This window comes from Nocardioides allogilvus (genome assembly GCF_003047285.1).
GTDB classification, from domain to species: Bacteria; Actinomycetota; Actinomycetes; order Propionibacteriales; family Nocardioidaceae; genus Nocardioides; species Nocardioides allogilvus.
On sequence record NZ_PZYX01000003.1, the window covers coordinates 234334 to 249651 of the forward strand.

Annotated in this window: 14 protein-coding genes; 9 read left to right on the forward strand and 5 right to left on the reverse strand. The window is 71.7% G+C overall.

Features of this window, described 5'->3' with window-relative positions; translation table 11 throughout:
- The first annotated feature begins 9 nt into the window (after nucleotides 1-9).
- The gene (locus C9J87_RS07620; protein ID WP_107705145.1) at nucleotides 10-522 is read left to right on the forward strand and encodes an LIC_13387 family protein; all 513 of its coding nucleotides are present in this window, start codon (nucleotides 10-12) and stop codon (nucleotides 520-522) included.
- Here the strand turns inward: C9J87_RS07620 and C9J87_RS07625 are convergent.
- Complete coding sequence (locus C9J87_RS07625) at nucleotides 421-1959, reverse strand: glycerol-3-phosphate dehydrogenase/oxidase (protein ID WP_107705146.1); 1539 nt, start codon at nucleotides 1957-1959, stop codon at nucleotides 421-423. The two genes, C9J87_RS07620 and C9J87_RS07625, sit on opposite strands and share 102 nt — an antisense overlap.
- Nucleotides 1956-2534: a TetR/AcrR family transcriptional regulator gene (locus C9J87_RS07630; RefSeq protein WP_107705147.1), complete on the reverse strand. Its 579-nt coding sequence runs from the start codon at nucleotides 2532-2534 to the stop codon at nucleotides 1956-1958. Before C9J87_RS07630 ends, C9J87_RS07625 begins: the two co-directional genes overlap by 4 nt.
- 17 nt (nucleotides 2535-2551) lie before the next feature.
- Between C9J87_RS07630 and C9J87_RS07635 the strand changes: the two genes are divergently transcribed.
- Together C9J87_RS07635 and C9J87_RS07640 are read left to right on the forward strand one after the other, a co-directional pair.
- Nucleotides 2552-4126, forward strand: a complete 1575-nt coding sequence (locus C9J87_RS07635) for an FAD-binding oxidoreductase (protein WP_232819941.1) — start codon at nucleotides 2552-2554, stop codon at nucleotides 4124-4126.
- The gene (locus C9J87_RS07640; RefSeq protein ID WP_107705148.1) at nucleotides 4123-5025 is read left to right on the forward strand and encodes a diacylglycerol/lipid kinase family protein; all 903 of its coding nucleotides are present in this window, start codon (nucleotides 4123-4125) and stop codon (nucleotides 5023-5025) included. The genes C9J87_RS07635 and C9J87_RS07640 overlap by 4 nt, the downstream gene beginning before the upstream one ends.
- Here C9J87_RS07640 and C9J87_RS07645 read toward each other — a convergent pair.
- Nucleotides 5015-5710 (reverse strand): pirin family protein, encoded by a 696-nt coding sequence (locus C9J87_RS07645; RefSeq protein WP_107705149.1) that lies wholly within the window; start codon nucleotides 5708-5710, stop codon nucleotides 5015-5017. The two genes, C9J87_RS07640 and C9J87_RS07645, sit on opposite strands and share 11 nt — an antisense overlap.
- Before the next feature lie 18 nt (nucleotides 5711-5728).
- On the opposite strand from C9J87_RS07645, the gene C9J87_RS07650 reads away from it, so the two are divergent.
- Genes C9J87_RS07650 through C9J87_RS07670 form a run of 5 tightly spaced genes read left to right on the forward strand, consistent with a single transcriptional unit; the run spans nucleotide 5729 to nucleotide 12269 of the window.
- Complete coding sequence (locus C9J87_RS07650) at nucleotides 5729-7072, forward strand: GH1 family beta-glucosidase (protein WP_107705150.1); 1344 nt, start codon at nucleotides 5729-5731, stop codon at nucleotides 7070-7072.
- 31 nt (nucleotides 7073-7103) lie between these two features.
- A complete protein-coding gene (locus C9J87_RS07655) occupies nucleotides 7104-8174 on the forward strand; it encodes a sulfotransferase family protein (RefSeq protein WP_107705151.1) in 1071 nt (356 codons plus the stop codon).
- Nucleotides 8174-9133 (forward strand): glycosyltransferase family 2 protein, encoded by a 960-nt coding sequence (locus tag C9J87_RS07660; RefSeq protein ID WP_107705152.1) that lies wholly within the window; start codon nucleotides 8174-8176, stop codon nucleotides 9131-9133. The genes C9J87_RS07655 and C9J87_RS07660 overlap by 1 nt, the downstream gene beginning before the upstream one ends.
- On the forward strand, nucleotides 9130-10839 hold the full coding sequence (locus tag C9J87_RS07665; RefSeq protein ID WP_107705153.1) for a hypothetical protein: 1710 nt from the start codon (nucleotides 9130-9132) through the stop codon (nucleotides 10837-10839). The genes C9J87_RS07660 and C9J87_RS07665 overlap by 4 nt, the downstream gene beginning before the upstream one ends.
- A complete protein-coding gene (locus tag C9J87_RS07670; protein ID WP_107705154.1) occupies nucleotides 10836-12269 on the forward strand; it encodes a glycosyltransferase in 1434 nt (477 codons plus the stop codon). The genes C9J87_RS07665 and C9J87_RS07670 overlap by 4 nt, the downstream gene beginning before the upstream one ends.
- Nucleotides 12270-12317: 48 nt before the next feature.
- Here the strand turns inward: C9J87_RS07670 and C9J87_RS07675 are convergent, their stop codons facing one another.
- Nucleotides 12318-13508: a nucleotide sugar dehydrogenase gene (locus tag C9J87_RS07675; RefSeq protein ID WP_232819943.1), complete on the reverse strand. Its 1191-nt coding sequence runs from the start codon at nucleotides 13506-13508 to the stop codon at nucleotides 12318-12320.
- Nucleotides 13509-13616: 108 nt separating this feature from the next.
- Between C9J87_RS07675 and C9J87_RS07680 the strand changes: the two genes are divergently transcribed.
- Nucleotides 13617-14615, forward strand: a complete 999-nt coding sequence (locus tag C9J87_RS07680; protein WP_010834470.1) for a beta-ketoacyl-ACP synthase III — start codon at nucleotides 13617-13619, stop codon at nucleotides 14613-14615.
- A gap of 9 nt (nucleotides 14616-14624) precedes the next feature.
- Here the strand turns inward: C9J87_RS07680 and C9J87_RS07685 are convergent, their stop codons facing one another.
- Complete coding sequence (locus C9J87_RS07685) at nucleotides 14625-15245, reverse strand: DUF998 domain-containing protein (protein ID WP_157953143.1); 621 nt, start codon at nucleotides 15243-15245, stop codon at nucleotides 14625-14627.
- Between the last annotated feature and the right edge of the window lie 73 nt (nucleotides 15246-15318).

Below are 15318 nucleotides of genomic sequence, written 5' to 3' on the forward strand. Positions count from 1 at the left end.
GGAGATCCGATGACCACGCGCACCCTCCGTTCGACCTGCACCGCCCTGATCGGCTGGCTCCTCGTCATCACCGGCGCCGGGCACACCACGCTCGTGGCGATCGGCAGCAGCGCGACGCCGTCACCGGAGGAGCGCGAGGTGCGGGCGCTGATGGCCGCGACCTCGATCCCGGTCGCCGGGATGGAGCGCTCCTACTGGGACCTCTACCAGGGCATGAGCCTGATGATGGCGCTGATGCTCGTCGGCCTCGGTGCGCTGGTGCTGCTCGTGAGGCGCCGCGCGCCCGGGCTGGTCGAGGACCCGCGGACAGCGCTGCTGCTGGCCGTCGTGCTGGTGCCGGCGGTGGCGCTCAGCGTGCTCCTGCTGCCGCCCCCGCCGATGGTGCTGCTCGGGCTGGCGGCCCTCGCCGCCGTCGTCGCGCTAGTGCGAGGTCCGCGCCAGCTCGAGCGCCCGGGCGGCGAGCGGCACGAGCAGCTCGCGATCAGCCGGGACCAGGCCGACGCGGGTACGGCGGTCGAGTAGGTCGTCCACGTCCACGGCACCTTCGTGCGTGACCCCGAAGATCAGCTCGGCCAGGGTCACCGGGACCAGGTCGGTCGCCGGGGCGAGGAGCTCCTCGTCGGACAGGCCACTGACGGCGCGCGCGTTGTCGAGCACGAGACCTGCGTCGGTGCCGAAGCGGCGTACGAGCCGGGCAGGCTCCTCGAGGCGGGCGAGCTCCGCGCGTGACGCAGCGCCGAGCAGCGGGGTGCTGGCCGTGACGCAGGGTCCTGCGACGAGCCCGGCGGCCTCGACCGCGGCGTCGACGGCGTCCTGCGCCATCCGGCGATAGGTCGTGAGCTTGCCGCCGACGATGGTGATCACCCCGGTCTTGCTGGTGAGGACCGCGTGCTTGCGCGAGATGTCGGCGGTCGAGCCGTCGCCCGCGTCGATCAGCGGCCGCAGGCCGGCGAAGGCGCCGACGACGTCGCTGCGGCGCAGCGGCTGGGCCAGCGCGGCCGAGGCCACGTCGAGCAGGAAGCCGATCTCGGCCTCGGACGGTGTGGGCACGTCGGGGATGTCGCCGTCGACGGGCTCGTCGGTGAGGCCGACGTAGATCGTGTCGTCGGGCTGGGGAATGACCATGACGAAGCGGCTCGTCGAGCCGGGGACGGGCGCGGTGACCGTGACCCGCAGTCGCGGCAGGGTCGAGCCGCGGAGCACGAGGTGGGTGCCGCGACTCGGGCGCAGGGTGATCTCGTCGACCAGCTCGCCGGCCCAGACGCCGGTCGCGTTGATGACGGTCCCGGCGGTGATCGTGCGGGTCTCGCCGGTCAGCTCGTCGCGCAGCTCGACGCTGGTGCCGGTCGCGCTGAGCACGCGGGCACGGGTGCGGATGTGGGCGCCGCGGGCCGCCGCGGTGCGCGCGACCGTGGTGACGAGGCGGGCGTCGTCCTCGAGCTGGCCGTCCCACGACAGCAGCCCGCCGCGCAGGCCGTCGGTGCGGAGGCCCGGCGCGAGGCGGAGGGTCTCGGTGGCGGAGATCCTGCGCGGCTTGGGCAGTGTCTGGGCGGAGGTCCGCGCCGTACGCCGCAGCATGTCCCCGGCCCAGAAGCCGCCGCGCGTGAGGGTGGCGGCGAAGGTGGAGACGCTCGACATCAGCGGCACCAGCATCGGCATCGCGCTGGTCAGGTGGGGGGCGGTGACCTGCATCAAGATGCCGCGCTCGACGGCGCTCTCGTGGGCGACGCCGACCTGGGCCTTCGCGAGGTAGCGCAGGCCGCCGTGCACGAGCTTGGAGGACCAGCGCGACGTGCCGAAGGCGAGGTCGTGGGCGTCGACGGCGAGGGTGCTCAGGCCGCGGGTGACGGCGTCGAGGGCGACGCCGACGCCGGTGATGCCCAGGCCGATGACCAGCACGTCGACGTGGTCGGGCAGGTCGGCGGTGCCGTGGGAGATGCGGCGCTCGGTCGTGCTCATGGCGCCAGCACCCTTTCGATGAGGATGCGGGCCTCGGCGGCGAGGTCGTCCTCGGTCACGTCGTCGTCGACCATCGTGTGACCGCTGAACACGAACCCGTGGGCGGCGAGCACCAGGCTGCGGGCCATCACCTTCGGGTTGCCGGAGCGGATCATGCCGGCGGCCTGGCCATCGGCGATCGTGCGCTCGATGACCTCGAGGATGAGGTCCTGGGAGCGGCCGCGCCGGTTGAGGAGATAGGGGAGGAGCAGCTCGGGGTCGAGCTCGACGATCCGCACGAACAGCTCGTTGTCGCGCAGTGCGCGGACCGTGGTGACGACCCGGTCGATGATGTCGGCATGGGGGTCGCCGGCGCTGACGACCGTGGCCCACTCGCGGGTCATCAGGTCGCCGAGGAGCTTCTCCATGTCGGGCCAGGACCGGTAGATGGTCATCCGCGACACACCAGCTCGGCGCGCGACCTCGGTGAGGGTCGTGCGGCGCCAGCCCACGTCGAGGATGCAGTCGCGGGCCGCATCGAGATAGGCGTCGGTCGGAGAACTTTTGGCGGGGTCATTGTGACGAAGTGACGTCATGTGTCACACTGTAACACATGACCGAACAGATCGAGATGCATGCTCAGCGCTGGGGAGACCCCGCGGCCGCCACCTCCGTGCCTGAAGAAGCGCGCGGACTGATCGAGTTCGCCTTCGGGATCAACGAGTCCCCGGCCGTCTCCGGCGCGACCCCGCCGGCCTCCGTCATCGGGTCCGAGGCGCTCGCCGCGCTCGAGGCCGTCGTCGGTGCCGACCAGGTGATCGTCGACGACGCCGTCCGGGCCGTCCGCACCCGCGGCAAGTCGACGCCCGACCTGCTCAAGGCCCGCGCCGGCGACCTGTCGGACGCCCCCGACGTGGTCGTCCGCCCCGTCGACCAGGCCGAGATCGAGGCGCTGCTCGCCGTGGCCGTCGCCCACAACCTCGCGGTCGTCCCCTTCGGTGGCGGCACGTCGGTCACCGGTGGCCTCGTCGCTGCGCGTGCGGCGTACGCCGGAGTCGTGAGCCTGGACCTCGTGCGGATGAAGAGCCTGCTCTCCGTCGACAAGGAGTCGATGACCGCCACCCTCGAGCCCGGCCTGCGGGGCCCCGAGGCCGAGGCGCTGCTCGCCGAGGAGGGCGTGACCCTGGGCCACTACCCGCAGTCCTTCGAGTTCGCCACGATCGGCGGCTTCGCGGCCACCCGGTCCAGCGGCCAGTCCAGCGCCGGCTACGGCCGCTTCGACGCGGTCGTGGTCGCCATGACCGTCGTGACCCCGTCGGGCACCATCACCGTCGGCTCGGCCCCGGCCAACGCAGCCGGCCCCGACCTTCGCCAGCTGTTCCTCGGCTCCGAGGGCGCGTTCGGCGTCATCTCCGCGGTCACCGTGCGCGTGCGTGAGCTGCCCGCCGTGAAGGAGTACGTCGGCTGGCGCTGGCCCTCCTTCGCTGCCGGCGCCACGGCCATGCGCACCCTCGCCCAGGCCGGCCTGCTCCCCACCGTGATCCGCCTCTCCGACGAGGCCGAGACCGCGATCAACCTCGCCGACCCGTCCGCCATCGGCGGCGCGGGCGACGCCGGCTGCATGATGATCACCGGCTTCGAGGGCACCCAGTCCGCCGTCGACGCCAAGCGTGCGGCCGTCACCGCGATCCTGACCGAGCTCGGCGGCACCGACCTCGGCGAGGAGCCCGGGCAGAAGTGGGCACACGGTCGCTTCAACGCGCCTTACCTCCGCGACTCGCTGCTCGACCTCGGCGTGCTCGTCGAGACGCTGGAGACGGCGACGTTCTGGTCCAACCGCGAGCGGCTGTACGCCGACGTGAAGACCGCCCTCGAGACCTCGCTCGGCGAGGGCTCGATCGTGCTCTGCCACATCTCGCACGTCTACGAGACCGGCTGCTCGCTCTACTTCACGGTGGCGACCAAGGAGAAGGAGGACCCGCTGGCCCAGTGGGCCGCGGCCAAGAGCGCCGCGTCCGACGCGATGATCGACGCGGGCGCCACCATCACCCACCACCACGCGGTCGGCACCGACCACAAGCCGTGGTTCGAGCGCGAGATCGGCCCGGTGGGCGTGCAGACGCTGCGCGCGGTCAAGGCCTCGCTCGACCCGTCCGGCATCCTCAACCCGGGAGTGCTGATCCCATGACGGACGCTCCGGCCTCCTTCTGCTTCCTGGTCAACCCGGCCTCCGGCGGTGGCGCCGCCCCCGAGGCTGTCGTCCCCGTCGCCCGCCGTCTCCGTGACCAGGGCGCGAGCGTCGAGGTGACCTACTCGCCCGGCATCGAGGCGACCACGACGCTGGTCGGCGAGGCTGTCGCCCGCGGCGACGTCGTGGTGTCGGTCGGTGGCGACGGGATGCTCTCGTCGATCGCCGGGGCAGTCTCCCGGGCCGGTGGCACGCTCGGGATCGTGCCGGCCGGCCGCGGCAACGACTTCGCCCGGATGCTCGGCCTGCCCGCCGACCCGCTGGCCCAGGCCGACGTGCTGCTCACCGGCACGCCGCGCTCGATCGACCTGATCGCCTTCGGCGACCGCCTCGTGGCGGGCTCGGTCTATGCCGGGCTCGACGCGCGGGCCGCTGAGATCGTCGACCACGCGCGCTTCGTCCCCAAGGTGGCGCAGTACCCGCTCGCAGCGCTGCGGGCGCTGGCGACCTACACCCCGGCGACCTACCAGCTGACGATCGACGGCGCGTCCCACGTCTTCGAGGGCGCCACGGTTGTGGTCGCCAACTCGGCCTACTACGGCAAGGGCATGAAGATCGCCCCCGCCGCGGTGCTCGACGACGGGCTGCTCGACATCATCGTGATCGAGGCTGCATCCCGGCGCGGACTGATGCGCTCACTGCCGAAGGTCTACCAGGGCGAGCACGTCGACAACGACCAGGTGCACGTCTTCACCGGCCGGGAGATCACCCTCTCGGCCACGTCGCGTCGGCCCGTTCCGATGGGTGGCGACGGCGAGGCGCTCGGCGTGCTGCCCACGCCCGACCAGGCGCCGGCAGCGATCTCGGTGCGCCCGGGAGCGCTCACCGTCATCGCCTGAAGTCCCAGACGAGCAGCTCGGTGTCGGCCTTCGCCTCGAAGGTCGCGCCGAGCTGATCCGTCAGGCGTACGGCGTCACCGGACCCCAGCTCCCGGTCATCGACCGACTGGTCCGCCAGCCGTCCGCCGCCGACCGCGACGAAGACGTGCTGGTGCGCGGCGTCGGGCAGCTCGACAATCGCTCCCGGCGCCAGCCGCGCGATCCGCAGCGACGCGCCGTGGGTGCCGATGTCGAGGGCACCGGGGCCCACGACCGTGGTCAGCCCCGTGCCCGGGTCGACGTGCTCCGAGCGCCAGCGCGGCGGCGTACCAGACTCGTCCGGCCTGACCCAGGTCTGGATGAACCGCGTGGGACCGCTGGCCGCGTCGGCCATCTCGGCGTGCCGGATCCCGGAGCCGGCGCTCATGACCTGGACGTCCCCGGGCCGCAGCTCGTCGGTGTTGCCCGCGTCGTCGGTGTGGAGCAGGACACCGTCGAGCACCCAGGTGACGATCTCGAGGTCGGTGTGGGGGTGGTCGGGGTAGCCGGCGGCGGGGTCGAGCAGGTCGTCGTTGTGGCAGATCATCGGCCCGAAGCCGAGGTTGGCCGGGTCGTAGTGCTCGCCGAAGGAGAAGGAGTGTCGGGTCACCCGTCCGTCAGCGGTTGTGATGAACCTGTTCGATCCGGCGTACACGGAGAGGGTCATGCAGATATCTTCGCGAACGTGAACGACTTCCCCCAGCTTCCCCCCGGATTCCGGTTCGGGACCAGCACGGCGGCCTACCAGGTCGAGGGTGCGGTGGACGAGGACGGCCGGGGCCCCAGCATCTGGGACACGTTCGCCGCGCAGGAGGGCCGCATCGTCGATGGCAGCTCCGGGGCCGTCGCGTGCGACCACTACCACCGCTTCGAGGAAGACATCGCGCTGATGAAGCGCCTCGGCACCACGACCTACCGGCTGTCGCTGAGCTGGCCGCGGATCCAGCCGACCGGTCGTGGCCCGGTCAATGAGCTGGGGCTGGCGTTCTACGACCGGCTGATCGACACGCTGCTGGCGAACGGCATCCAGCCGATGGTGACGCTCTACCACTGGGACCTGCCGCAGGCGCTCGAGGACGACGGGGGCTGGCTCAACCGCGGGACCGTCGAGTGCTTCGCCGACTACGCCGCCATCGTGGCCGAGCACTTCGCCGACCGGGTCGAGCACTGGATCCCGATCAACGAGCCCAATGTCGCCTCGTTCCTCGGCTATGCCGTGGGGACGCACGCGCCCGGCCGGACCCTGATGTTCGACGCCCTGTGGGCCTCGCACCACCTCCTGCTCGCGCACGGGCGGGCCGTCATCGAGCTGCGCCGGCACGGCGCGACGAGTGTCGGCTGCGCCAACAATCACGCCCCGGTGTGGCCGGCCTCCGACGACGATGCCGACGTGGGCGCGAGCAAGCTCTTCGACGCGCTGTGGAACGGGATGTTCCTCGAGCCGATGCTGCTCGGGCGCTATCCCGCCGACCTGCTGCCGCTCCTCGACGGTCTCCCCGAGCCGGGGGACATGGCGACGATCCGCCAGCCGCTCGACTTCTACGGCGTCAACTACTACAACCCGATGCGCGTGGCCGCCGCTCCCGAGGACGCGGAGATGCCCTTCGAGTTCCGCGACGTCGTCGGCTACCCGGTCACCGACCGCGGCTGGCCGGTCGTGCCGGACGCGTTGCGCGAGTGGCTGATCATGTTCCGCGCCCGCTACCGCGCCGCGCTGCCGCCGATCATCGTCACCGAGTCCGGCGCCGCCTACGACGTCGCGCCCGATGCGGACGGCACGGTCGACGACCAGCCCCGCATCGACTACCTCGACGCGCACCTGCGTGCGGTGCAGCAGGCCATCGAGCGCGGCGTCGACGTGCGCGGCTACTACTGCTGGTCGCTGCTGGACAACTTCGAGTGGGCCGAGGGGCTCACGGCGCCGTACGGCCTGGTCCATGTCGACTTCGAGACGCTCCAGCGGACGCCGAAGAAGTCGTTCGACTGGTATGCCGGCCTGATCGCCTCCCAGGCGCAGGTCGAGGCCTGAACCGTCGGGTCGCGCCGATAGGCTGCGGAGCATGTCGAATCGCCGGGTCGTGTTCGTGGTCGGTTCGGGCCGCAGTGGCACGAGCACCATGAGCGGCACCCTCCAGACGCTCGGCCTGCACGTCCCGCAGCCGGAGGTCGTCGCCGACTCGACCAACCCCAAGGGCTTCGGTGAGCCGCAGTGGGTCGTCGACCTCCACCAAGAGCTGCTCGGCCGGTCCGGCGTGCAGGTCTCCGACGCCCGGCCCCGGGCCTGGCTCGAGGCCGGCAAGCTCAGCGCCGACCACGCCACCCGCGAGCGGGTGATCAGCTGGCTGGAGTCGCAGTTCGCCGCCGGTGGCGACGAGCTCGTGATCAAGGACCCGCGCGCGGCCTGGTTCATGGGCCTGTGGCGCGCCAGCGCCGAGCGCTGCGACGCGACGTCGTCCTTCGTCACCATGCTGCGCCCGCCGACCGAGGTCGTCGGCTCCAAGAAGAAGTACTACGACCAGCGCCAGGGCGATGTCACCCGCACCGCTGCCTGGGTCAACATGATGCTGCACACCGAGCGCGCGACGCGCGGCGAGGCCCGCCGGTTCGTGCGGTACGCCGACCTGCTGGCCGACTGGACCCAGCCGGTGTTCGCACTGGGCGAGGCCTTCGACCTGCACTCCGTCAAGACGGCGATGGCCGGCGACATCGCGCAGGTGCACAAGTTCATCGACCCGTCGCTGCGCCGGGTCACGCTCACCTGGGACGACGTCGAGGTGCCGGCATCGCTGCGCGACCTCGCCGAGGAGACCTGGCAGACGCTCGATGGCCTGGCCACCGAGGGCGGCGACACCGCCGAGGCGCACGCCCACAGCGACCAGCTCCGGGTCGCCTATGACGAGATGTACGCCGACGCGGAGGCCTTCGCTCACTCGACGACGCTCGCCGCGCGCCGTGAGGGCTCGATCGCGACCCGTCGCGAGCTCGAGGCAGCCGGCGCCACCCGCCCGGGACCCGCGCCGGCCGGCCGCCGCGCCGACCGGGTGCCGCACGCCGTCCGGGCGATGGTGCCCGAGAGTGCCCGCCGCGGCCTGCGCAAGGCGCTCAACAGGCAACGCGGCCGGGAGGACTGATGTCTGTCCCGGACATCCCCTCGCTCGAGGGCCTGCCCGACTACGACGTCACGTGGCCGTGGAGCAGCGGTGAGCGTCTCGCGCCCGGACTCACCTGCGTCTTCCGGGTGAAGAACGAGGCCCGCAACCTGCCCTGGGTCCTGCCGCCGATCCTCGCCGCCGTCCAGCACGTGCTCCTGGTCGACAACGGGTCCGACGACGGCACCCTCGACGTCGCCCGGAAGATCGCGGCCGACTGCGGCGCGACCGAGCGGTTCACCGGCCTGAGCTATCCGCACCGTGTCGCGCGCGCCGGCGGTGAGCACCTCGCCACGCCCGCCACCAGCGTCCACTCGCTGACGCACTTCTACAACTGGTGCTTCAGCCAGGTCCGCACCACCTACTCGATGAAGTGGGACGGCGACATGGTGCTGACGCCCGAGGGCACGGGCATCCTGCGTGACCTGTCCTGGCAGCTGGAGTCGACGCAGACCATCGTCGCGATGCCGCGGCACCCGCTGACCGTGGTCGACGAGTCGACCGGCTGGCTCGACCTCTCGCTGCGCTTCCTGGAGCCGTGGGTCTATCCCATGGGCCCGGACTTCACCTTCGTGAAGGCCTTCGACTGGGAGCTGCGTGAGTTCCCGGCCGCCACGGAGCGCCTCGTCCTCCAGCAAGGTCTGTGCGTGGAGGTCAAGTGGCTCGACGCCGACGAGTACGCCCACTGGCGCAAGGACGGGGTGGACTTCACCAACACCCGGCTCTACCGCAAGCTGCGCGAGTTCGAGGTCGACGAGGCCATCCGCTCGGGCCGAGCCGAGGAGCTCGGCGGCCTGGTCCGCGTGGACGCCCCGGCCGGCGTCCACATCATCGACCACGTGACCCGGACCTGGCTGCGGCAGCAACCGCGGCCCCTCGTCAAGCACTCACTACCCGCGTCGCTGCGGGAACGGGCCCCCCGCACGGGAGCTCCTTCGTGACTCATCCCCTCGATGGCTTCACCTCTCCCGAGCCGCTGCTGGTGATCGGCGACGACGAGTCGTCCGCCGAGCTGGCCCCGGCCGGGGCCACGTTCACGACCCTGGCAGGGGCCACCGACATCGGCCGCGGCTGGAAGTCGGTCCTGTGGATGACGGCCGACCGGGCCACGCTCCGCGCCCGGGCCTCCGCCCTCCCGCGCGTGGGCCAGACCCGGGTCGTCGCGATCTGGCTGACCGACGCCACGGCCCCCCTCGTCGTGCATCCGCGACCCGAGTGGCCGGCGATCACCAGCCTGATGGCGCGCGAGACCCCCCGCGGCGTGCTCACGGTCCTCCGTTTCGCCCAGCCCGTCCCCGCCCACCAGGTGCTCGTCGAGTGCGCCCGGCAGGCGGCCGACGGCGACCGCGGGCACGGCGGTCTCGTCGTCGGCTACGCCGGCCGGACTGCCGCGGCGGGCCTCGACGTACGCGCTCCGCTGTTCGAGACGGCCGCCGCTGCGGGTGACGCGGAGCGGGACGTGCCGCCGGACGTCGTCATCAGCGCCACCCCGGGCGAGCCCGAGGTCCACCACGTCATCGACCGCGCCCCGCTCGTCGTCACCGACTCCGGTCTCGAGCCCATCGACGAGCACGTCGTCAATCCCCGCGGCTGGCGCAAGGACTTCGACGAGCCCGTCCGCGACCTGCCTGCCGGACAACCCCTGACCGAGCAGGCGATCGAGGCCCTCCGCGGCGTCCAGGGCCTGCGGGTCGACCTGACGACGGCGGACCCGCGCACTGTCGCCGGTCTGGCGATGGCCGGCGTCCCGCTGCTCGCGACCGGCACCAACCCCCAGCTGAGCACGAAGCTCGCCGACGCCCTCGCGCATACGCCCGACCTCGACGACCCGCTCGCCCGCGAGCAGCACAGCGTCACGAGCCGGCGTGCGGCCCTCGACACCCACTCCACCCTCGCCTGGCGTCGCGGCCTCGCGGCCCGGGCCGGCGTCCGGATCGTCGACCAGCCGAGGGTCAGCGTCCTGCTCGCCACCATGCGCCCGCACCAGCTCGACTTCGCGATGCGCCAGCTCGCCCGCCAGCAGGACGTCGAGCTGCAGGTCGTCCTTGGCACCCATGGCTGGACGGTCTCCGAGGACGAGGTCCGCGCCAGGCTGGGCGGGCACGACGTCGTCGTACGACCGCACGCGAAGGACGCGTTCTTCGGCGACGTGCTCGACGACGCCGCGACCGTCGCCGACGGCGACGTCCTGCTGAAGGTCGACGACGACGACTGGTACTCCCCGCACGCCGTCCACGACCTGCTCCTCGCCCGCCGCTACACCGGCGCCGAGGTGGTGGGCATGCCCAGCGAGTTCGTCTTCCTCGAGGAGCTGGGTGTCACGGCCCGCCGCAACCACCCGACGGAGGTCTTCAACCGTTTCGTCGCCGGCGGCACGATCATGGTCGACCGCCGGGTCCTGCGCAGCGTGGGCGGCTTCCGCCGCGTCCGCCGCTTCGTCGACGCGCAACTGCTCAACGCGGTCGAGGCGAGCGGCGGCCGGATCTACCGCACCCACGGCCTCGGCTACGTCCTGCGCCGTACGGCGAGCGGGCACACTTGGCAGTCGGACCCCGAGTCCTTCCGGCGGCCCGAGATCCTCGAGCGCGAGTGGCCGGGCTTCCACGCCCCGCCCGAGCTCGTGGTCGAGGAGGGTGACCTGCCATGAGCCAGCCCCTCATCCGCCGCAACGAGTGGCAGGCGCTGCCGACGCGCGAGCTCGGCGCTTGGACGCCGACCCTGAGCGTCAGCGTCGTCATCCCGACCTGGGACGCCGAGTCGACGCTGCCGCTGGTGCTCGCCGGCCTCGCTGCCCAGACCTATCCGGCCCACCTCGTCGAGGTCATCGTGGTCGACGACGGCAACCCGACCCCGGTGACGCTGCCCGAGGTCCGCCCCGACAACACCAGGATCGTCCGGGTCACCGAGGGCTGGGGGCGCGCCAACGCCTGCCACACCGGCGCGCTGGCCAGCGACGGCGACGTCATCCAGTGGCTCGACGCCGACATGCTCACGTTCCGCGAGCACCTCGAGGCGCAGCTGCGCTGGCACCACGAGATCGACTACGCCGTCGTGCTCGGCACCAAGCGGTTCGTCGACCCCGCGCCGCTGGCGGGACGATCCGCTGGTGACATCAAGAGCGCGGTGGCGTCCGACGAGATCGCCACCACCTGGGACTGGGACGCGGAGGAGACCCACAAGTGGGTCGAGGGGATGTGGCGGCGCACCGACGACCTGACCCTCGCCGGACCGCGCGCCTTCCGCGCCCACGTGGGGGCGACCGGCTCGTTGACGCGCGAGCTCTACGACACCTCGGGCGGTATGGCGACGAGCCTGCGCCTCGGGGAGGACATGGAGCTCGGGCACCGGCTGGCCGAGGCGGGGGGAGTGCTCATCCCGGAGCACGCGTCGCGCGCCTGGCACCTCGGGCGCACCCACGTCATGGAGCACCGCGACCAGATCAACCGCTACAACGACGCCTTCCTCGCCAACCTCGTGCCGACCATGCGGCCCAAGCGCAACCGCCGCGGGCGGCGCTACGACGTGCCGTTCCTGGAGGTCGTGCTGGACAGCCGCGGCCGGGGCGCCGACGAGGTGATCGGTGTCGTGGACGCCGTGCTCGACTCGTCGCTGGACGACCTGCGCGTGGTCGTCCTCGGTGAGTTCGACGCGCTCACCGACGCCCGGCAGTCGCCGCTCGGCGACCCGCAGCTCGAGGAGCGGATCGTGCACCGGACCTACGCCGGTGACCAGCGCGTCGAGCTGCTCGACTCGCTGCCGCCCGGGCGCTGCCGCTCCGCGTGGCGGCTCACCCTCGACGACGTGGCGAACGCCCCGACCGCGGACGCGATCGAGGCGCTGCTGGACGACCTGGAGCAGCACCACGACGGGGCCGCGGTCATCGACGGCGTGGGCCGGCTCGAGCGCACGGCCGCGGTCGAGCGGGTGCGCCGGGCGCACACCGACGTCACCGACGAGCGGCTGCAGGCGGCGTACGGGATGATCCGGCTGACCGCACGAGACGCCGGCTGGGTGCAGCGGAGCGAGCGGGACGTGCCGCGCTACGAGGGCAAGCTGAAGCGGCCGCTGGATCGTTGAGCAACTTCGCGAAGTTCATTTACGTCAATGAATTTCCCGGAAGCTCGCTCAGTCCGAGCCGAAGAGGTCGCGGGTGTAGACCTTGTCCCGCACGTCGTCGAGCTCGGGCGCCATTCGGTTGGCAACGATCACGTCGGCCTTCGCCTTGAACTTGTCGAGGTTCTTGTAGACCTTCGAGCCGTAGAACTTGCCGTCCTCGTCGAGCTGGTCCTCGTCGAGCTCGGGCTCGAAGACGACGACCTTGACGCCCTTGGACTTGATCCGCTTCATGATCCCCTGCACCGAGGACTCGCGGAAGTTGTCCGAGCCGGCCTTCATCAGCAGCCGGTGGATGCCGACGACCTTCGGCTGCCGGTCGAGGATGTCGAAGGCGACGAAGTCCTTGCGGGTGGTGTTGGAGTCGATGATCGCGTTGATGAGGTTCTGCGGGACCTCGGAGTAGTTCGCGAGCAGCTGGCGGGTGTCCTTCGGCAGGCAGTAGCCGCCGTAGCCGAAGGACGGGTTGTTGTAGTGAGAGCCGATCCGCGGGTCGAGGCCGACGCCGTCGATGATCTGGCGGGAGGAGAGCCCGCGCGAGAGGGCGAAGGAGTCGAGCTCGTTGAAGAAGGCCACGCGCATCGCGAGATAGGTGTTGGCGAAGAGCTTGATCGCCTCGGCCTCGGTGGGCTCGGTGAACAGGAGCGGCACGTCGTCGACGTCGGCGCCCTTCACCAGCAGCTCGGCGAAGCGGCGGGCCCGCGAGCTGTCCTCGCCGACCACGATCCGCGACGGGTGGAGGTTGTCGTGCAGAGCGCGGCCCTCGCGCAGGAACTCCGGGCTGAAGATGAGGTTGTCGCAGCCGAGACGCGAGCGCACGTCGTCGACGAAGCCCACGGGGATCGTCGACTTGATGACCATCGTCGCGTCGGGCGCCAGGCGCATCACGTCGGCGATCACGGCCTCGACGGAGGCGGTGTTGAAGTAGTTGGTGACCTCGTCGTAGTTGGTCGGCGTCGCGATGATGACGAACTCCGCGCCGGCATAGGCCTGCGCCGGGTCGGTCGTGAACGTCAGGGTCAGGTCCTCCTCGGCGAGGAAGCGCGAGATGTCCTCGTCGTGGATCGGACTCTCGCCGGAGCGCAGCAGCTCGATGCGTGCCTCGTCGAGGTCGAGGCCCACGACCTCGTTGTGCCGCGCGAGCAGGCACGCCATGGACAACCCGACATAGCCGAGCCCGGCGACGGCGATCTTCGTGGTCATGGCGCCCATCATCCCTGACCGCGGGTGACCAGCGCGGTCGCCATCCGGTGAACAATCTCCCGCGCCCGAGGCAGCCCGCGGGTCGGACGACGTGCCTATGCTCGCACCATGACCATCCAGCAGACCTCCGAACTCACGCACGCGGCGATGCTCGGCCTGGGTGTCTATCGCCCGGAGCGGGTCGTCACCAACGCCGAGATCTGCGAGGTCCTCGACTCCGACGACGAGTGGATCCAGTCCCGGTCCGGGATCAAGACCCGTCGCTTCGCCGGGTCGGAGGAGACCTTGATCGGTATGGCGACCACCGCCGCCGAACGCGCGCTGGCCGTCTCCGGCGTGAGTGCCGACCAGCTCGGCTGCGTCATCGTTGCGACCTCGACCCACCCGGAGCACACGCCCGCCTCGGCGCCGCAGATCGCCACCCGGCTCGGGTCGACCGCGGGGGCCTTCGACGTCTCGGCGGGTTGTGCGGGCTTCTGCCACGCGCTCAACCTGGCGTCCTCGATGGTCCGTTCGGGAGCCGAGACCCACGTGCTGGTGATCGGGGTCGAGCAGCTGAGCCGCTTCATGGACCCCACCGATCGGGGCACGGCCTTCATCTTCGCCGACGGTGCGGGCGCGGTGGTCGTGGGACCGGCGGAGGCGACCGGGATCGGCCCGACGGCCTGGGGGTCCGACGGTTCGAAGGCCCACGTGATCAACCAGAGCCCGAGCTGCCTCGGCGCGCATGCCGACACCCCCGTCGTCCAGATGGAGGGTACGGCGGTGTTCCGCTGGGCGCCGTTCGCGATGGCCGAGGTGGCGCACGAGGCGCTCGCGAGCGCCGGAGTCACCGTCGAGGACCTCGACGCCTTCATCCCGCACCAGGCCAACCTGCGCATCACCCAGACCCTGTCGCGCAACATCAAGCTCCCCGAGTCCGTCGCCGTCGCCACCGACATCGTCGACTCCGGCAACACCTCCGCCGCCTCCGTCCCGCTCGCGATCGAGGCGATGCTCCGCAACGGCGAGGCGAAGCCCGGCGACCTGGCGCTGCTGATCGCCTTCGGCGCAGGCCTCAGCTATGCGGGCCAGGTCGTGACGCTGCCGCCCGTGGCCGGCGGTTGAGGAGGTCGCTCAGCGACCGTCACGAAACCCTGCCCGCCGCTGACTCCACGCCCACCCGGCGAGCCCGAAGAGCACCGGCCACAGCGCGAGGCGCTCGAGCGCGCCGGCCGCGGCTCCGTCCTCCCCGGTGAGCACGAACCCGACCGCCCCCGCGGCGGTGACCACGCCGGTCGCGAGCAGGGCCTGGGCGAGTCGCGGCTGGCGGTGGCGGAGGCGGTGCCCGAGGCCCATCAGCGCGAGCGGCTGCGCCACGAACAGCGGCGTCGCCGCGATGGCATGCAACGTCGCGTCGCGGTCGAGCGGCGCGAGGCCCGTGGCGACGGAGCTCACGCCCGAGACCACGAGCAGGCCGGTGACCCACGGCCCGAGCTCCCTGTTGGACAACCACGCGCCGCCGGCCAGCAGCACCCCGAAGCCGACGAACGAACCGTTCATCACCTCGTGGCGCGGGGAGGCATACCCGTCGGACGACCCGACCTCGCCCAGCTTGCTCACCGAGTCGGCGACGAAGCTGTAGCCACCCGTCGTCGCGGCGGCCGTGATCAGCTCGGTGGCGATGTAGGCCGGTCGCGCCATCAGCGCGAGCGCTCCCCAGCGGGCGGCGCGGGCCTGCGTCGGATCTGTGGGCATGCGGCCACCGTAGACCCGGTGACGCAGGCCGGACATGAGTGGAGTCCTGGGCCTCGCAGCGAGACCCAGGACT